This is a genomic window from Enterobacter cloacae complex sp. HYC003_NIDB (genome assembly GCF_056673375.1).
In genome coordinates, this window is record NZ_CP114220.1 from 1,540,776 (window position 1) to 1,559,263 (window position 18,488).

At 60.9% G+C, this 18,488-nt stretch carries 16 protein-coding genes; 10 read left to right on the top strand and 6 right to left on the bottom strand.

What is annotated here, in order from left to right; translation table 11 throughout:
- Positions 1 to 60: 60 nt before the first annotated feature.
- From menD to menE, 5 genes are read left to right on the top strand one after another with little or no spacing between them, the layout of a single operon-like run.
- Positions 61 to 1,731: a 2-succinyl-5-enolpyruvyl-6-hydroxy-3-cyclohexene-1-carboxylic-acid synthase gene (gene menD, locus O1722_RS07335; RefSeq protein WP_100151233.1), complete on the top strand. Its 1,671-nt coding sequence runs from the start codon at positions 61 to 63 to the stop codon at positions 1,729 to 1,731.
- Complete coding sequence (menH, locus tag O1722_RS07340) at positions 1,728 to 2,504, top strand: 2-succinyl-6-hydroxy-2,4-cyclohexadiene-1-carboxylate synthase (RefSeq protein WP_033487373.1); 777 nt, start codon at positions 1,728 to 1,730, stop codon at positions 2,502 to 2,504. The genes menD and menH overlap by 4 nt, the downstream gene beginning before the upstream one ends.
- Positions 2,501 to 3,358: a 1,4-dihydroxy-2-naphthoyl-CoA synthase gene (gene menB / locus O1722_RS07345; protein ID WP_003859452.1), complete on the top strand. Its 858-nt coding sequence runs from the start codon at positions 2,501 to 2,503 to the stop codon at positions 3,356 to 3,358. The genes menH and menB overlap by 4 nt, the downstream gene beginning before the upstream one ends.
- Positions 3,358 to 4,323 (top strand): o-succinylbenzoate synthase, encoded by a 966-nt coding sequence (gene menC / locus O1722_RS07350; RefSeq protein WP_032669452.1) that lies wholly within the window; start codon positions 3,358 to 3,360, stop codon positions 4,321 to 4,323. Before menB ends, menC begins: the two co-directional genes overlap by 1 nt.
- Entirely contained in the window at positions 4,320 to 5,681 is a 1,362-nt protein-coding gene (menE, locus tag O1722_RS07355; protein WP_033487371.1) for an o-succinylbenzoate--CoA ligase, read from the top strand. The genes menC and menE overlap by 4 nt, the downstream gene beginning before the upstream one ends.
- On the opposite strand, the gene O1722_RS07360 is transcribed toward menE, so the two are convergent.
- From O1722_RS07360 to O1722_RS07370, 3 genes are read right to left on the bottom strand one after another with little or no spacing between them, the layout of a single operon-like run.
- Entirely contained in the window at positions 5,682 to 7,196 is a 1,515-nt protein-coding gene (locus tag O1722_RS07360; protein ID WP_479954480.1) for a tripartite tricarboxylate transporter permease, read from the bottom strand.
- Between the two features lie 11 nt (positions 7,197 to 7,207).
- On the bottom strand, positions 7,208 to 7,639 hold the full coding sequence (locus tag O1722_RS07365; RefSeq protein WP_003859443.1) for a tripartite tricarboxylate transporter TctB family protein: 432 nt from the start codon (positions 7,637 to 7,639) through the stop codon (positions 7,208 to 7,210).
- An 11-nt stretch (positions 7,640 to 7,650) separates the two neighbouring features.
- Positions 7,651 to 8,631, bottom strand: a complete 981-nt coding sequence (locus tag O1722_RS07370; protein ID WP_006811363.1) for a Bug family tripartite tricarboxylate transporter substrate binding protein — start codon at positions 8,629 to 8,631, stop codon at positions 7,651 to 7,653.
- A 152-nt stretch (positions 8,632 to 8,783) separates the two neighbouring features.
- Here O1722_RS07370 and tctD point away from each other — a divergent pair, with 152 nt between their 5' ends.
- The 4 genes from tctD (at position 8,784) to O1722_RS07390 (ending at position 12,820) form a co-directional block, all read left to right on the top strand.
- A complete protein-coding gene (gene tctD, locus O1722_RS07375) occupies positions 8,784 to 9,458 on the top strand; it encodes a transcriptional regulator TctD (protein WP_100151234.1) in 675 nt (224 codons plus the stop codon).
- Positions 9,445 to 10,854 carry a sensor histidine kinase gene (locus O1722_RS07380; RefSeq protein ID WP_033487370.1) on the top strand — a complete coding sequence of 470 codons (1,410 nt, stop codon included), beginning with the start codon at positions 9,445 to 9,447 and terminating at the stop codon, positions 10,852 to 10,854. The genes tctD and O1722_RS07380 overlap by 14 nt, the downstream gene beginning before the upstream one ends.
- Positions 10,855 to 10,983: 129 nt before the next feature.
- On the top strand, positions 10,984 to 11,526 hold the full coding sequence (locus tag O1722_RS07385) for a YfaZ family outer membrane protein (protein ID WP_017383419.1): 543 nt from the start codon (positions 10,984 to 10,986) through the stop codon (positions 11,524 to 11,526).
- A gap of 94 nt (positions 11,527 to 11,620) precedes the next feature.
- On the top strand, positions 11,621 to 12,820 hold the full coding sequence (locus O1722_RS07390; protein WP_017383418.1) for a nicotinamide mononucleotide deamidase-related protein YfaY: 1,200 nt from the start codon (positions 11,621 to 11,623) through the stop codon (positions 12,818 to 12,820).
- A 31-nt stretch (positions 12,821 to 12,851) separates the two neighbouring features.
- On the opposite strand, the gene glpC is transcribed toward O1722_RS07390, so the two are convergent.
- From glpC to glpA, 3 genes are read right to left on the bottom strand one after another with little or no spacing between them, the layout of a single operon-like run.
- Positions 12,852 to 14,042, bottom strand: coding sequence for an anaerobic glycerol-3-phosphate dehydrogenase subunit GlpC (gene glpC / locus O1722_RS07395; RefSeq protein ID WP_032671780.1), 1,191 nt, complete (start codon positions 14,040 to 14,042; stop codon positions 12,852 to 12,854).
- Positions 14,039 to 15,256, bottom strand: a complete 1,218-nt coding sequence (gene glpB / locus O1722_RS07400) for a glycerol-3-phosphate dehydrogenase subunit GlpB (protein WP_045339263.1) — start codon at positions 15,254 to 15,256, stop codon at positions 14,039 to 14,041. The genes glpC and glpB overlap by 4 nt, the downstream gene beginning before the upstream one ends.
- The gene (glpA, locus tag O1722_RS07405) at positions 15,246 to 16,874 is read right to left on the bottom strand and encodes an anaerobic glycerol-3-phosphate dehydrogenase subunit A (protein WP_033487367.1); all 1,629 of its coding nucleotides are present in this window, start codon (positions 16,872 to 16,874) and stop codon (positions 15,246 to 15,248) included. The genes glpB and glpA overlap by 11 nt, the downstream gene beginning before the upstream one ends.
- A gap of 250 nt (positions 16,875 to 17,124) precedes the next feature.
- On the opposite strand from glpA, the gene glpT reads away from it, so the two are divergent.
- Positions 17,125 to 18,477, top strand: coding sequence for a glycerol-3-phosphate transporter (gene glpT, locus O1722_RS07410; protein ID WP_003859423.1), 1,353 nt, complete (start codon positions 17,125 to 17,127; stop codon positions 18,475 to 18,477).
- The last annotated feature ends 11 nt before the right edge of the window (positions 18,478 to 18,488 follow it).

The window sequence follows — 18,488 nt, forward strand, 5'->3', positions numbered from 1 at the left end:
CAAAATTCTGACTTTTTCTATTATTTATACTGTGTCGCATTCTTGATACTGGACAATCTCATGTCAGTAAGTTCTTTTAACCGACGCTGGGCGGCGGTGATCCTTGAAGCCCTGACCCGTCATGGTGTCAGGCATGTGTGTATTGCCCCGGGCTCTCGCTCCACGCCGCTCACCCTTGCTGCCGCGGAAAACCGGGCTTTTATTCACCACACCCATTTTGATGAGCGGGGTCTGGGCCATCTGGCGCTCGGGCTGGCGAAAGTCAGCAAAGCGCCCGTGGCGGTGATAGTCACCTCCGGCACGGCGGTGGCGAACCTCTATCCGGCGCTGATTGAAGCGGGATTAACCGGTGAAAAGCTGATTTTACTCACTGCCGACCGTCCCCCGGAACTTATTGACTGCGGCGCTAACCAGGCGATTCGTCAGCCTGGCATTTTTGCCTCGCATCCTTCACAGACGGTCTCGTTGCCGCGCCCCACTCAGGACATTCCCGCCAGCTGGCTGGTCTCAACTCTCGACCACGCCATGAACGCACTGCGCAGCGGCGGGCTGCACATTAACTGCCCGTTTGCCGAGCCGCTGTACGGTGAAATGAACGATACTGGCCTCGTCTGGCAACAGCAGCTGGGTGACTGGTGGGAGAGCGAAAAACCCTGGCTGCGCGAGCAGACGCATCTGGAAAGCGCAAGACAGCGCGACTGGTTCTTCTGGCGCCAGAAGCGCGGCGTGGTGATTGCCGGGCGGATGAGTGCGGCGGAAGGCAAGCTGGCGGCGGAGTGGGCACAAACGCTTGGCTGGCCGCTGATTGGTGACGTGCTTTCCCAGACGGGCCAGCCGCTGCCCTGCGCCGACCTCTGGCTGGGGAACGCGAAAGCGGTTACCGAGCTGGCGCAGGCGCAGATTGTCGTCCAGCTGGGATCGAGCCTGACGGGGAAGCGTCTGCTCCAGTGGCAGGCCACCTGTACGCCTGAAGAGTACTGGCTGGTGGACCCGCTCGAAGGACGCCTTGACCCGGCGCACCATCGTGGCCGCCGCCTGGTGAGCGATATTGACAGCTGGCTGGAATTGCATCCGGCGGAAAAACGCAAACCCTGGGCGGTGGAGATCCCGGGGCTGTCACGTCAGGCGTGGGAACTCACCAAAACGCAGTGCGAGGCGTTCAGTGACGCCGGGCTTGCGCACCGTATCCGCAAATATCTTCCCGAGCAGGGACAACTTTTTGTCGGTAACAGCCTGGTGGTGCGCCTGATTGACGCCTTTTCGCAGCTGCCGGCGGGTTATCCGGTGTACAGCAACCGGGGCGCGAGCGGCATTGACGGCCTGATCTCCACCGCCGCTGGCGTACAGCGGGCCAGCGCGAAATCCACGCTGGCGATTGTGGGGGATCTCTCAGCCCTCTACGATCTCAACGCGCTGGCGCTCCTGCGTCAGGCGTCGGCCCCGTTCGTGCTGATTGTTGTGAACAATAACGGCGGGCAGATTTTCTCGTTGCTGCCGACGCCGCAAAGCGAGCGTGAGCGCTTCTATCTGATGCCGCAAAACGTGCAGTTCGAACATGCCGCCGCCATGTTCAGCCTGAAGTACCATCGCCCGGAAAACTGGGACGCGCTGGAGACGGCGCTGAACACCGCCTGGCGGCAGCCTGGCGCGACGCTGATTGAGCTGGTGGTAAACGATGCTGACGGCGCGCAGAAGCTGCAACATCTGCTTGCGCAGGTGAGTCACCTGTGATCCTCGCAGGCTTCTCCCAGCCAGGAAAACCAGGCTACCCCTGGCTGGTTTTCCTGCACGGTTTTTCCGGCGACTGTCGCGAGTGGCAGGCTGTCGGGGCGTCGCTGCATGACTACCCCCGGCTCTACCTTGACCTGCCCGGGCACGGTGGTTCAGCGGATACGGGCGTGACGGGGTTTGCAGAGGTAAGTGAATTGCTCTCGCATACCCTTGTTAGTTACAACATACTAAGATACTGGCTCGTGGGGTACTCCCTCGGCGGCCGCATTGCGATGTTCCATGCCTGCCAGCATCCTGCCGGGTTAGACGGGGTGATTGTGGAAGGTGGACACCCGGGCCTGCAAGACGCCGATGCGCGCCAGGCCCGGCTGATCTCTGACCGCCGCTGGGCGTCACGGTTTCGCAGTGAGCCGCTGGAGGCCGTCTTTGCCGACTGGTATCAACAGCCGGTCTTTGCCTCACTTACGGATGATCAGCGCAGGGCGCTGATCGCGCTGCGCAGCCGGAACAACGGCCCGAGGCTGGCAGAGATGCTGGAGGCCACCTCGCTTGCCGTTCAGCCTGATTTACGTCCCGCGCTCATCGCGCGTGATTTTTCTTTTGACTATCTCTATGGCGAACGTGACGGGAAGTTTGCAGCTATCGCCGCTGAACTTAACGCCACGCGTCATGCTATCCCTCACGCCGGACACAACGCCCACCGGGACAACCCGGACGCGGTTGCCGCGAGTCTGGCTCAGATACTGCGTTATCGAACAAAGGACACGCTATGATCTATCCTGATGAACACATGCTTTACGCGCCGGTTGAATGGCAGGACTGCTCCGAAGGCTACACCGACATTCGTTATCACAAATCCGCCGATGGTATCGCCAAAATCACTATCAACCGTCCACAGGTGCGCAACGCATTTCGTCCGCTGACCGTAAAAGAGATGATCCAGGCGCTGGCGGATGCCCGCTACGATGACACTATCGGCGTCATCATCCTCACCGGGGAAGGGGAGAAAGCCTTCTGCTCCGGCGGCGATCAGAAAGTCCGCGGTGACTACGGCGGATACCAGGATGATGCGGGCACACACCACCTGAACGTGCTGGATTTCCAGCGCCAGATCCGCACCTGTCCAAAACCGGTGGTCGCGATGGTGGCAGGGTATTCCATCGGCGGCGGTCACGTGCTGCACATGATGTGTGACCTGACGATCGCGGCGGAAAATGCCATTTTCGGTCAGACCGGCCCGAAAGTCGGCTCTTTCGACGGCGGCTGGGGCGCGTCCTATATGGCGCGCATTGTCGGTCAGAAAAAAGCCCGCGAAATCTGGTTCCTGTGCCGTCAGTACAACGCCCAGGAAGCGCTGGATATGGGGCTGGTTAACACCGTGGTGCCGATCGCCGATCTGGAAAAAGAGACCGTGCGCTGGTGTCGCGAAATGCTGCAAAACAGCCCAATGGCGCTGCGCTGCCTCAAAGCGGCCCTCAACGCCGACTGTGACGGTCAGGCGGGCCTTCAGGAGCTGGCAGGTAACGCCACCATGCTGTTCTATATGACCGAAGAGGGTCAGGAAGGGCGCAACGCGTTCAACGAAAAACGCCAGCCAGACTTCAGCAAATACAAACGGAACCCGTAATGCGTTGCGCGCAGGTTTACCGCTGGCAGATACCGATGGACGCGGGCGTGGTGCTGCGTGAACGGCGGTTAAAAACCCGTGACGGCTTTTGCGTGCATCTCCGGCAGGGCGAGCGGGAAGGGTGGGGCGAAATCGCCCCGCTTCCGGGTTTTAGCCTGGAAACGCCGGACGAGGCGCAGGCTGCGCTGATGGCCTGGACGTACGAATGGCGTGAGGGAGCAGATCCGGCGCTGCCGGACGTTCCTTCCGCCGCGTTCGGCATCAGCTGTGCGCTGGCAGAGCTGGACGGCAGTTTACCGGACGCGGCGAACTATTGCGCCGCGCCGCTCTGTACCGGCGATCCGGATGAACTTTTCGCGCTCCTTTCCGCGATGCCTGGCGAGAAGGTGGCGAAAATAAAGGTTGGCCTGTACGAAGCAGTGCGCGACGGAATGGTGGTTAACCTGTTACTGGAAGCCATTCCCGATCTGCACCTGCGCCTGGACGCCAACCGCGCCTGGACGCCGCTCAGGGCGCAACAGTTCGCGAAGTACGTCAACCCGGCGTACCGCAGCCGCATCGCGTTTCTCGAAGAGCCGTGCAAAACGCGCGACGACTCGCGCGCCTTCGCCCGGGAAACCGGCATTGCCATTGCCTGGGATGAGAGCCTGCGCGAAGCCGATTTCGCGTTTGCCGCCGAGCCGGGCGTCAGGGCCGTGGTGATTAAGCCAACGCTGACCGGCAGCCTCGACAAGGTGCGCGAGCAGGTTGCGGCGGCCCATGCCGCAGGGCTGACGGCGGTGATCAGTTCATCCATCGAATCCAGCCTCGGCCTGACGCAGCTGGCGCGCATCGCTGCATGGTTAACGCCGGACACCGTTCCCGGTCTCGATACGCTAAACCTGATGCAGGCCCAGCTGATTCGCCAGTGGCCTGGCAGCACCTTGCCGTGCCTCGACGTCGGGGCGCTGGAGCCATTGCGATGAGTTTTACCGACTGGCCGTGGCGGTACTGGCGCACCCGGCGTGCCGATAAATCCGCGCTGCGTTTAGACGATATAACGCTCAGCTGGTCTCAGCTGGGCGAGCGTATCGATCGTCTCGCAGCCGGTTTTCAGTCTCAGGGCGTTACGGACGGTGATGGCGTCATGCTGCTCGCCCACAACCACCCGCAGACCCTGCTGGCCTGGCTGGCGCTGCTTCAGTGCGGCGCCCGCATTTTGCCGGTGAACCCTCAGCTTCCCCGTCCGCTGCTGGACGTCCTCCTGCCGCAGATGACGCTGCGCTTTGCGCTGGTGCTTAACGGTGAGTATGACGGTCTGCCCGGTCTGGTATTAAGAGAGGGCGAGGGGCAGGGCGGCGTGACGTGGCGGGCAGAACGGCTGGCCTCAATGACGCTCACCTCTGGCTCCACTGGCTTGCCGAAAGCGGCGGTGCACACCTGTGCCGCCCACCTTGCCAGCGCAAAAGGGGTGCTGGCGCTGATGCCTTACGGCGATAGCGACGACTGGCTGCTCTCTCTGCCGCTGTTTCACGTCTCCGGTCAGGGGATTTTGTGGCGCTGGTTGCAGGGCGGAGGCCGTCTCACCGTGCGTGAAAAACAGCCGCTGGAGCAGGCGCTACAGGGCTGTACCCACGCCTCGCTGGTGCCGACGCAGCTGTGGCGGCTGCTTAATTCACACCATCCCGTCGCGCTGAAAGCCGTGCTGCTCGGCGGGGCGGAAATCCCCGTTGCGCTGACCGAACAGGCGCGCGAGCAGGGGATCCGTACGTTCTGCGGCTACGGTCTGACCGAGTTCGCCTCCACCGTCTGCGCCAAAGAGGCCGACGGCGCGCCGGACGTGGGCAGCGCGCTGCCGGGCAGAGACGTTCAGGTGGTGAACGGTGAAGTCTGGATCCGGGCGGAAAGCATGGCGGCGGGCTACTGGCGAGACGGCGCATTATTGCCGCTGGTCAATGAGCAGGGCTGGTTTGCCACCCGCGATCGCGGCGAGTGGCATGACGGACGCCTGACCATTCTGGGCCGAATGGACAATCTCTTTTTCAGCGGCGGAGAAGGGATCCAGCCCGAAGCGCTGGAGCGCGTTATCGCCACGCATCCGCAGGTAAGCCAGGCGTTTGTCGTTCCGCTGGATGATGCCGAGTATGGGCAACGTCCGGTGGCGGTAGTGGAATGCGAGCCGGGCACGGATATCACGCTGCTGCCGGAGTGGGTTCAGGGCAGGCTGGCGCGCTTTGAGCAGCCGGTACACTGGCTGGCGCTGCCGTCAGAACTGAAAAATGGCGGGATTAAAATCTCCCGCCAGGCGTTAAAGCAGTGGGTCAATGCCCTGTTGAGGGGCTAATCAACCGATATCCGGCTGCGGTTTGTGCTGGCGTCGGCGGACCCAGCGCAGCACCGGCGGCACGACAATCACCATAATCGCCATTGCCAGCAGGATCTTCGTCACGCTGCTCTCCCACAGGATCCCCATGTTGCCATTGCTGATGGAGAGGGCGCGGCGCAGGTTCTGCTCCAGCATTTCCCCCAGCACAAACCCTAAAATCAGCGGCGACATCGGGAAGTGCATCTTGCGCAGAATGTAGCCCAGCACGCCGAGCAGCACCATCAACACCAGGTCGAAGGTGGTGCTGTGCACCGCGTACACCCCAACCGCAGAGACGGCGGCGATGGCCGGGACCAGGAACCACAGGGGAATGGTCAGCATGCGGGTGAACAGGCCGATCAGCGGGATGTTCATTACCAGCAACATCACGTTGGCGATCAGCAGGGCGGCAATTAAACCCCAGACGATATCGGGCTGCTCGGTAAACATCGCCGGACCCGGGGTGATGTTATAGAGCGTCAGCGCGCCCATCATTACCGCCGTGGTGCCGGAGCCCGGCACGCCGAGGGTCAGCATCGGGATAAACGAGCCGCAGGCCGAGGCGTTATTCGCCGCCTCCGGCGCCGCCACGCCGCGGATATCGCCTTTGCCGAAGCTGTCGCTGTTACCGCTCAGCTTTTTCTCGGTCATGTAGGTGATAGCGCTGGCGATAGTAGCCCCCGCGCCGGGCAGAATGCCGACGAAGAAACCGATCACCGACGAACGCAGGGTGGTGCCAATACACTGCGCCCCCTCTTTGGCATTAAAGAGCATACGTCCGGTTTTACGCACCAGCGTCTGCCCGCTGCTGGTATGCTCCAGCATCAGTAAGATTTCTGAGACAGAGAACAGACCAATCACCACGACGATAAACTGCACGCCGTCGGAGAGATGAACGCTGTCGAAGGTAAAACGATAAACCCCGGTGTTGGCATCCACGCCGACGGTGGCCAGACTGAGGCCAATCAACGCAGACAAAAACGACTTCAGCGGATTCTGCGCCATCATGCTGCCGAGACAGGCGATGGCGAACACCATCAGGGCAAAATACTCGGCCGGACCAAACGCCAGCGACCACTGGGCCAGCGCCGGGGCGAAGAGGATGATGCCGCCAATGGCGATCATGGAGCCAAAGAACGAGCTGACGGCAGAAATAGAGAGCGCCACGCCGCCGCGCCCCTGCTGCGCCATCGGGTAGCCATCCAGCGCGGTCATAATGGCGGCGGCATCACCGGGCACGTTAAGCAGAATCGAGGAAATACGCCCCCCGTATTCGCAGCCGATATAGACCGTCGCCAGCAGGATCAGCGCCGATTCCGCAGGCAGGTGCAGCGCAAAGGCCAGCGGCAGTAAAATCGCCACGCCGTTGATAGGGCCAAGGCCCGGCAGCAGGCCGACGATGGTCCCGACGAAACAGCCGATCAGGGCGATCACCAGGTTTTCCGGGGTCATCGCTACCGCGAACCCCTGAGAGAGATAGATCCAGGTATCCATAGCGTGCTCCGTTAGTTAAACCATGCGCCGAGCGGCAGGGTCACGTCCAGCAGGCGGTCGAAGGCGTACCAGAGTAAAATGCCCAGTACGACCCCGGAGATCCCCGCCGCAGGCAGCGAGGCGTTAAACAGTATGCCAATCACCATCGTCAGCAGGGCGGTGGCAATCGGGAAGCCGAGCCACTCAAAGCCCCACGCATACATCAGCAGGACAATTACCATTACCAGCAGACGTTGCAGCGTACGGCGTGGCGGCCACTCCACGGTATCCGGATGGCGCAGCAGCAGCGCCACCGAGCAGAGCAGCATCAGGCCGACTATGCCGACGGGGAAGGGGCGTGGCCCCACGGGTTCATAGCTGTATTCGCTGTGGATCTGCCAGGCGACGAACATGCCGCCAATGCAGAGCAGCAGCCATATCCCGGCAAAAATGCGATCGCTCATAGCGCCTCCGGTTATTTCGCCAGACCAAAGGCTTTCGCCTGTTCGCGGTAGTCATTCACCTGTTTTTTGACATACTCGTCCAGCTGCTTGCCGTTCAGGTTGAACTCAAACAGCCCGCGCAGATCGCGCTGTTTTTTGAACTCCTCGGTTTGCTGAAGTTTTGCGAAGGTATCCACCCACCACTGGTACTCGGCGTCGGTCACTTTTGGCCCGACGAAGAAGCCGCGGATGATCGGCCAGACCAGGTTATAACCCTGCTCTTTGGCGGTTGGGACGTCTGCCAGCTGGCCCGGCAGACGGTTTTCCGAGAAGACCGCCAGCACGCGGATCTTATCCCCGCTCAGGTAGGGCACCATTTCGCTGAGATCGCCCGATACCGCCTGGACGTGATTGCCCATCAGCGCCGTCACCGGCTCGCCGCCGCCTTCAAAGGCCACGTAACGCATCTTGTGCGGATCCACTTTGGCCTGCTGCGCCAGCAGCGCGGCTTTCATCCAGTCCTGGCTGCCGATAGAGGCGCCCGCGCCAATGACCACGCTGTTCGGATCTTTTTCCATGGCGGTCAGCAGATCTTTCAGGGATTTCCACGGAGAGTCCGCGCGCACGGCGATCATGCCGTAATCGGTGCCTACGGTGGCGAGCCAGCGCACGTCATTCACGTCATAACGACCAAATTTCCCCTGCGACAGGTTCAGCAGCGAACCGCCGGAGAAGGCCACCACGGTGCCCGCTTCGGCAGGGCGCTGCGCGACGATGGCGTTATAGGCTACCGCGCCCACGCCGCCGGGCATGTAGGTGACGCGCATCGGTTTTTCAATGGCCTTCGTCTCCAGCAGGCTAACCTGAATCAGCTTACAGGTCAGGTCGAAGCCGCCGCCGGGTTTGGCCGGGGCGATACATTCGGTACGGGATGGCGCGTCCTGCGCCTGGACGACAGAGGCACTCAACAGCAATACGCTTGCAGCAAGGGTAGAAAGTAATTGTTTTTTCATCGTTTATCCTCACGCCGGAGAACCGGGAGTACGGGTACGGGTGTATTTTTTCTGATTATGTGAACCACCTTGTAGCGGTTCCGTTGCGTGATTGTTAAAACAATAACCTTTCATTTCCCTTTCACTGCGACACCAACTTTACAGGATGTGATATGCGTCTCTTACTGGCGGAAGATAATCGTGAGCTGGCTCACTGGCTGGAAAAAGCGCTGGTACAAAACGGATTTGCCGTGGATTGCGTCAATGATGGACGGGCGGCCGATCATCTTTTGCAGGGAGAAAACTATGCCGTCGCGATCCTTGATATCGGCATGCCCGGCTTCGACGGGCTGGAGGTGGTGCATCGCCTGAGAAAGCGCGGGCAGACGCTGCCGGTGCTGTTTCTTACCGCCCGCAGCAACGTGGCAGACAGGGTGAAGGGGCTGAATGCCGGGGCGGATGACTACCTGCCGAAACCGTTCGAGCTGGATGAGCTTGATGCCCGCCTGCGCGCGCTGCTGCGCCGCAGCGAAGGACGAACCCAGGAGCGCCAGCGGCTGGGAGAGCTGGAGTACGATGATGAAGGCTTTTTTCTGCTGCGCGATGAACCCCTTTCCCTCACGCCGCGCGAACTCTCTTTGCTGAAGGTGCTGATGCACCGCCGGACCCGTCCCGTCTCCCGGCAACAGCTTTTCGACCAGGTATTCAGCCTGAACGACGACGTCAGCCCCGAGAGCATCGATCTCTATATTCACCGCCTGCGTAAGAAGCTGACCGGCAGCGGGGTGCGGATCATTACCCTCCGGGGGCTGGGCTACGTGCTGGAGTGCGGCGATGAGGTGGGTTAAGCCGCAGTCGCTTTACCTGCAACTTTTGCTTTTTCTGGGTTTGCCGCTGCTGCTGTTATGGGGGCTGTCAGCCTTTAACAGCTACGTTAGCGCGTTACAGGCGGCGACGCAGGCCTATGACCGCACGCTGTTATCCTCGGCGCGCACGGTGTCAGAGCGGCTGGTGGTGCACAATGGTAAACTCCATGTGAACGTGCCCTGGGTCGTGCTCGACAGCTTCGAACTGAACATGAACGATCGCCTCTACTACAAGGTCGTGGACCCTGACGGGCGGACGATCTCCGGCTACGACGATCTGCCGAATATGCCTCCCTCCACGTCGCGCACTACACACTATCCGGCGCTGGCGTGGTTTTATCATACCGAGTATCGCGGGCAGGCGATCCGCGTGGCGAAGCTGCTCCAGCCGGTTAACGAGGACAGTGTGTTCGGGATGGCGGAGATCTACGTCGCCGAAACGTTGCAGTCGCGGCGCTATCTGGCCACTCAGCTGCTGTTTTCCTCGCTCGTGTCGCAGGGGCTGCTGGTGCTGCTGACGCTGGTCCTGACCGCGTGGCTGCTGCGTCGCGTGCTGCGCCCGATGCGGCAGCTCTCGTCCCTGATGGTGCGCCGTGAGCCGGGGCTGCTGGCTCCGCTGCCGGAGTTATTGCCCTGGTCGGAAACGCGGCTGCTGATTGTGGCATTTAACCGCTATATCGACAGGTTACGTGGCGTGCTTTCGCGGCAGGCGCGCTTTAACGCTGACGCCTCACACCAGCTCAAAACGCCGCTGGCGGTGCTGAAAACCCAGGTATCGGTTGCCCTGACGCGTAACGATCCGGCGCTGTGGCAGGAGAGCTTACGGGCGATGAACGTCACGCTGGATAACACCATCGTGCTGACGGAAAGGCTGTTGCAGCTTTCGGCGGTGAAGCGAAAAGAGCAGGGGGAGCGACAGTTTGCGCCTGTCGATCTGGTACAGGTGGTGCAAAACTGCTGCTTTTCCCGGCTGGCGCAGGCGCGCAGCAAGGGTATCGATCTCGGTTATGACGGCGTACAGCAGCCGGTAATGATTGAGGGGGATGACGTGTTGCTGGGCGAACTTTGCGCCAACCTGCTGGAGAACGCGATCAAATACACACCGGAGCAGGGCGTCGTGACGGTGTACCTGCGCACGGCTAACGATGCCGTTGAGCTGAGCGTGGAGGACAGCGGACCGGGCATTGCTGAAGACCAGATCTCCCAGGCCATGCTGCCGTTTCATCGGCTGGATAACGTGGGCGATGCCGCCGGGTCCGGCATTGGCCTGGCGCTGGCTAACGATATTGCCCGCCTGCACCGCAGCCATCTTCAGCTGATGCCCAGTGAAAATCTGGGTGGGCTGAGCGTGAAAATGCGCTTTCTGATGCTGGTATAAATGCCGATATTATCAAATCGTTACAAACTAATTGCCCGCCGCACGCGGAGTCCATTGATCACACAGGCAGTCAGGTTAAAATCTCGCGGTTTTTGGACATCTCTGAATAAATTGTGCGGGATCACGACAATGAAAAAAGTGGCATTAATGGGCTTAAGCGGCCTGATGTTTGTTTCAGCAGCGGCAAACGCAATTTCCTTCAACGGCTCGGCGGGACAAGATTATACCCATCTGGGCTTTGGTCTTGGCACGGATAGCGCAGGCCTGGCAATGACCGGCGGCTGGACGCACAACGACGACGATGGGGATGCGGCAAGCCTGGGCCTCGGCTTCAACGTGCCGTTGGGTCCCTTCCTGGCGACCGTCGGCGGTAAAGGCATTTACACCAACCCGAACGATGGCGACGAAGGCTACGCGGCGGCAGTGGGCGGCGGCTTGCAGTGGAAAATTGGCGACAGCTTTGGCCTGTTCGGTGAGTACTACTACTCCCCGGATTCCCTCTCCAGCGGTATCGACAGCTATCAGGAAGCTAATGCCGGCGCGCGCTGGACCATCATGCGTCCGATCACCATCGAAGCGGGCTATCGCTATCTGAACCTGGCCGGTAAAGACGGCAACCGCGACAACGCCCTGGCAGACGGCCCGTACATTGGCGTGAGCGCCGGTTTCTAATCCTCTCGGCGCGGCGTTCAGTCGCGCCAGTTTCTCTCTTCCCCCGGTCTTCGATTGCGCTATAGTGTTTTGACCATTGAAATGGGAGAACACAATGATAAATGTGGAAATGTTATCCACTGGCGACGAAGTGCTGCATGGGCAAATCATTGATACCAATGCCGCCTGGCTCGCCGATCTCTTCTTTGAGCAAGGATTACCGTTAACGCGCCGCAACACCGTAGGTGACAATCTTGAGTCGCTGGTCAACGTTCTGCGCGAGCGCAGCGAACGCTGCGACGTGCTGATTGTGAACGGCGGGCTGGGACCCACCAGCGACGATCTCAGCGCGCTGGCCGCCGCCACGGCCAAAGGCGAAGGCCTGGTTCTGCACGAGGCGTGGCTGGCACAGATGGAGCGCTTTTTCTCCGGGCGTGGCCGCGTGATGGCCCCCAGCAACCGCAAGCAGGCTGAAATTCCCGCCAGCGCGGAACTGATTGATAACCCGGTCGGCACCGCCTGCGGGTTTGCCGTTCAGCTGAACCGCTGCCTGATGTTCTTCACCCCGGGCGTCCCGTCGGAATTTAAAGTGATGGTCGAGCAGCAGATCCTGCCGCGCCTGCGCGCGCGCTTTACGCTGCCTGAACCGCCGCTGTGCCTGCGTCTGACCACCTTTGGTCGCTCGGAAAGCGATCTGGCCCAGAGCCTCGATCACCTGCAACTGCCTCCCGGCGTGTCGATGGGCTATCGCTCCTCCATGCCGATTATTGAACTGAAGCTGACCGGACCGGCGTCAGAGAAAGCCGCCATGCTGGCGCTGTGGCCGGAAGTGCAGCGCGTCGCCGGGGAAAGCCTGATTTTCGAAGGAACGGAAGGGCTGCCGGCGCAGATCGCAGGGCATTTGCAGTCCCGCCAGCTGAGCGTGACGTTAAGCGAGCAGTTTACCGGTGGGCTTCTGGCGCTTCAGCTTACCCGGGCGGGTGCGCCGCTGCTGGCCAGTGAAGTGGTGCCGTTCCAGCAGGAGACGCTGGCGCAGACCGCGCGCTGGGCGTCCGAGCGCAGAGTGAAGCATTTCGCCGGGCTGGCGCTGTTTGTGGGCGGGCTGGATGAGGAGCATCTCAACTTTGCCCTTGCAACGCCGGAAGGGACGCACGCCCTGCGGGTCAGGATGAGCATTACCCGCCACAGCCTGGCCGTGCGTCAGGAGGTGTGCGCGATGATGGCGCTGAACATGCTGCGCCGCTGGCTGAACGGGAAAGAGGTCGCCAGCGAGCACGGCTGGATCAACGTCGTCGAATCGCTGTTCGTAGAGTGAGAGTGTGCCGGGGCCGTGTCCCCGGCAACGGTTACGCCAGCGCTTTTGCCAGCAAGGTAATGGGATGTTCACAGCGTTTGCTGGTGGACATCTCGATCTGCCACTTGCAGGTTTCGCAGTCCGTCACCACGATATCTGCGCCGCTCTCTTCAATCTGCCGGAACAGCGGCGCGCCAATGGCCTGTGAGGTTGGGTAGTTTTCACGCTTGAAGCCGTACGTGCCAGCGATGCCGCAGCAGCGTGAGTCCAGCACCGTCAGCTCCAGCCCCGGGATCAGCCGCAGCAGCTCAAGCGTATAGATCGACCAGCCCATCTTCTCCATATGACATGGCGTGTGATACACCACTTTCAGCGGCAATTTGCCCAGCGGTAACGTCTGACCGCTGTCCAGTTTGCGCCAGAGAAAACGGGTCGCCAGCTCAATGTGCTCGCGCAGGCCGGTGTTATCCACATCCAGCAGATGCGGATATTCATCGCGCAGCGTGAAGGTGCAGGTTGACGACGTCGCCAGTACCGGTATCCCTTTGTCGACGATCGCCTCGCGTAAAGAGGTGACGTTGCTGCTCGCCTGCTTGCGCGCTTTGTCGATGAAGCCGTTGGCAATCAGCGGAACGCCGCAGCACTTTTCTTTGCTCAGCAGCTGAACGCCCGTTCCCATGGCGTTCAGCACTTTCAGCAGGTCTTTTCCCAGCTGCGGATGGTTGTAGTTCACGTAGCAGCCGTGGAAGAAGGCGACCTGCTCAGCGAACTGCGCCTGTTCTGCCGCCACGGATTTATACCAGCGGCGGAAAGTGCCGTGAGAATATTTCGGCAGGCTGCGGTGATGGTCGATTTTGAGCGTCGCATCCAGCAGCCTGCGCACCGGCTTCAGGGCGGTGGCGGCATTGACGACCGGCGCGAAAGGCGTCGAGAGGCTACCCATCAGATCGGTGTGGCTCAGTATCGCGTCACGCAGCGTCGGTTTTTGCGTACTGTAGCGGGCGCGGGCGCGCTGGATGATATCGCCTATTTTCACGTCCGACGGGCAGGCAACTTCGCAGCGTTTGCAGTTGATGCAGTATTTCAGCGCCTCGTCGTAGAGCGCGCCATCCTTCAGGCGCAGACGCTCCCCGTCGGGACCGGCCTGTTTCGGGCCGGGATAGCGCGGATCGACGCCGCTGACCGGGCAAACCGTGGTGCAGACCGTGCATTTGATACAGCTTTCAAATCGGGTGTCGTTCATTGTGCTCCCTCCCTGCGCTGGATAATCTGCTCCGCGACATGCAGCGCAGTGACGGCGCAGACGCCGCCACCGCAGCCCTGCGCCACGGGATCGTACCCGCCCAGAACCGAGCCGATGGCGTAAAGATTTTCAACCGGTTCCCCGCCCAGCCGCGGGCGCAGTTGGCTGTCGACGATCACGCCGAACTGCTGCCAGGGCTGCGGGGTGAAGAAATCGCTTTGATACCAGTCCGCGCGGGAAGCGCTTTGCCGGACGTCCAGACCGAGGATCGCCTCACGCACGCCATCCCGGCTGCTCAGCAGACCGTTACTGAAGAAACTGCCGCTTGCCAGCACCGTAAAGCGTGCGCGAAGCGGGATGTCGCCGTGGTTGCGGGTCCAGATTTCGCTTACCGCGCCCTCAGCCAGGGTGATTTTTTTCACCTCGTCGCCTGCCATCCAGACGCCACCCTGGGCAACATACTGACGCTGAAGCTGGGTGTGCAGACGAATGCCGGGCACGGAAGGGGGGAGCGTCGGCAGTAAACCGAGCGTACAGGGCAGGCGCGCCGAGAGCCAGCGCCAGAGCCGGTTGTCCGTTAAGCCAAAACAGGCGGGCATAAACAGGGCGTCGCAGGTCTCGCCGAGCGGTTGAAGCGCCGCGTACAGCTGCGGCCAGTAACTTTCATTATCCAGCAGGCGGGCAATGTTCACCGCACGAAACTCGCTGGGGTTTTCGCGCAGCACGTCGAGTTCGGGGAGATCAATCTCCGCCGTATCCACCTGAACACCCTGCTGTCTGAGAGACGCGGCGGCCAGATGCGGCTGGAAATCGAGGAAGCCGCTGATCCCCACCACCCGCACGCGCTCGGCAGCGATGGGGGCGACAGGCACCTCTTCCGGGCTAAGCCAGGCGGCGCGCAGGGTGCCGAGCGGCGTGACGCGCTGATGATTTTGCTCGGCGTCACCCTGCATGCGTGCGCCGCAGGTGGTGAGCAGGTGTTCGGTTTCGCAGGCAAAGCGGGCCATATTCTCTGCGCCCGTCAGGCGGTAGGGATGTTCAGGCGGCAGATCGGCGAACGATAGCGCGCCCAGTAAATCCAGCGAGCCGGAAGAGAAGTGCAGGGCACTCTGACCGCGAGTGACAATGGCGCAGCGCAGACCCCGCTGCGTCAGTTTGAGGCCGCACAGCAGGCCCGCCAGTCCCCCACCCACAATCACGGTATCAAATTTCATGGTTGTGCTCCTTCTCCAGACCGCAAAGCCCCTGATAGACCCAGCGGGTAAACTCGCTTTCGCGCAGGGCATCGCCCCAGGCGACGGGCTGAATGCCTTTCCAGCGCTCGTTTAAAAAATCGCTGAGCTGGGCAAGCGACTGGGTTGACGTGGTGGCGTGAAAACGTTGCAGCAGCCCGGCGGCACGGCAGGCGCACAGCTCCCCCTGACAGGTGCCCATCCCGACGCGCGTGCGGCGGCGTAAATCGAGCAGGTTGTTCACCGTCAGGTTTTCCACGGCATACTGCACCTCGCCTGCGGTCACGGCTTCGCATTCGCACACCAGGCTGCGGCTGAGTCGCCCTTCACCGAGCCAGGTTGGGGTGCGGTCGCCGTGACGGTAAATCGCTGAACCGCGAAGCGGGGCAGGGAGTGAAATGATTTTGTGCAGCGTTTTTTCTGTCGATTGCTGCGAGCCGGGCAGAGCCTGTTCCGCCGTCACGCACGGTGCGGTGTTGCCGAGCTTACGGCAGACGGCATCGCTGGCCCACTGGGCCATCAGCCGGTAGGTCATCAGCTTGCCGCCGGTAATGGTGATAAACCCGTCCATGCCGTCGCGTTCGGCGTGATCGAGCAGCACGATGCCGCGGCTGACGTTACGCCCGCTCGGATCGTTATCGCTGGCGACAAGGGGACGCACGCCCGCGTAGGCACGCAGAATACGCGTCTGCGCCATCACCGGGGCCAGCTTTTCCCCTTCGCGCAGCAGGATATCCACCTCTTCAGCGGTGACGCGGTTGTAATCAATTTCGCTGTAGTCCACATGCATTGAGGTCGTGCCGATTAACGAAATGGTGTCCCCCGGCACGAGGATATCGGCGTCAGACGGTTTACGGCAGCGGTTGATGACATGGTTATTGATGCGGTGGTCGAGGATCAGCAGCGAGCCTTTCGCCGGGAACATGCGCACCGACAGGTCCGCGTATTCCGCGATGCGCTGGCCCCAGATCCCCGCCGCGTTGACCACGACGGCGGCATACAGCTCGCGGTGTTCGTTGTACTGCGCATCAAACACGCGCACTCCGCGCACGGTATTACCTTCACGAATAAGCCCGGTGACGTGATGCCCGGTCAGGATCTGGGCGCCATGTTCCCGCGCGTCGAGCATATTGGCGGCGGTCAGGCGGAAAGGATCAACGGTTCCGTCCGGTACCTTTACCGCGCCCAGTAACGCCGGGTTTACCGAGGGTTCAAGTCGGCGCGCCTGCGCAGGATCGATCGCCTCGGCCTGAATGCCTGCCGCCGTGCACGCGGTGATAAAGGTTTGCTGAAAGCCGAGGTCATCTTCTGGAAGGGTGATAAAAAGACCGTTGGTCGGTTCAACGCAGTGGCGGGCGATGCGCCTGAGGATCTGGTTTTCAGCGATACACTCGCGTGCTGACTCAGCGTCAGTGACCGCATAGCGGGCGCCGCTGTGCAACAGACCGTGATTACGTCCCGTCGCGCCGGTGGCGATATCGTGGCGTTCCAGAAGCGTGACGCTCAATCCCCGCAGGGCGCAGTCGCGTGCGATGCCGGCACCCGTCGCGCCACCGCCAATGATAATCACATCGCTGAAGCGTGGATCGTGAATTGTCATTGCCTTTCCTCTATGTTCGTTTTTTAGCATTTAGCCACATTGATCGTGTGGTTTGTTTGATTTCGAACATAAACGCGCGAAATTCGAAAGTGAAACGTGATTTCATGCGCTTTTTTGCGCATTCTGTCATATTTCTGTAACAATCTGTGCGTTGATTCACAGTAACATTCACCGTGATTTCTTAACATCGCCGCCTCTGTAGCCGGGCGCGAGATGCCCGGTCATTTTTTGAAAGGCCACGGAGGCTGTTATGCTCAGTATCTTTAAACCTGCGCCACATCGGGCGCGACTGCCAGAGGCAGAGATTGATCCTCTCTACCGCCGTCTGCGTTGGCAAATCTTCCTCGGGATCTTCTTCGGGTATGCGGCGTACTATCTGGTACGTAAAAACTTTGCGCTCGCCATGCCGTACCTGGTGGAGCAGGGCTTCTCTCGCGGCGATCTGGGATTTGCGCTGTCGGGGATCTCCATCGCGTACGGTTTTTCGAAGTTCATTATGGGGTCGGTGTCGGATCGTTCGAATCCGCGCGTGTTCCTGCCCGCCGGTCTGATCCTCGCGGCAGCGGTGATGCTGTTCATGGGCTTTGTGCCGTGGGCGACCTCCAGCATTGCCATCATGTTCGTGCTGCTGTTCCTCTGCGGCTGGTTCCAGGGGATGGGGTGGCCGCCATGCGGACGCACCATGGTTCACTGGTGGTCACAGAAAGAGCGTGGTGGAATTGTATCTGTGTGGAACTGCGCACATAACGTCGGGGGCGGGCTTCCGCCGCTGCTGTTCCTGCTGGGGATGGCCTGGTTCAACGACTGGCATGCCGCGCTCTATATGCCAGCCTTTGGCGCCATTCTGGTGGCGATTATCGCCTTCGCTCTGATGCGCGACACCCCACAGTCCTGCGGCCTGCCGCCGATTGAAGAGTACAAAAACGACTACCCGGATGATTACAGCGAGAAGCACGAAGAAGAGCTGACGGCAAAGCAGATCTTCATGAAGTACGTGCTGCCGAACAAGCTGCTGTGGTACATCGCGGTGGCAAACGTATTTGTCTACCTGCTGCGCTACGGCATCCTCGACTGGTCGCCAACCTACCTGAAAGAGGTGAAGCACTTCGCGCTGGATAAATCCTCCTGGGCCTATTTCCTGTATGAATACGCGGGCATTCCCGGCACGCTGATCTGCGGCTGGATGTCGGACAAAGTGTTTAAGGGCAACCGTGGGGCGACGGGCGTGTTCTTTATGACGCTGGTCACCATCGCGACGGTCGTTTACTGGCTTAACCCGCCGGGGAATCCGGGTGTGGATATGGCCTGTATGATCGTCATCGGCTTCCTGATTTATGGTCCGGTTATGCTGATTGGTCTGCATGCCCTGGAGCTGGCGCCGAAGAAAGCGGCAGGCACGGCGGCAGGCTTTACCGGTCTGTTTGGCTACCTCGGCGGTTCTGTCGCTGCGAGCGCCATCGTCGGCTACACCGTCGACTTCTTCGGCTGGGATGGCGGCTTTATGGTGATGATTGGCGGCAGCGTGCTGGCTGTTCTGCTGTTGGTTGTTGTGATGATTGGTGAAAAACGTCACCACGCCGAAGTGCTGGCGCGTCGTCAATAAGGAGCATTGCG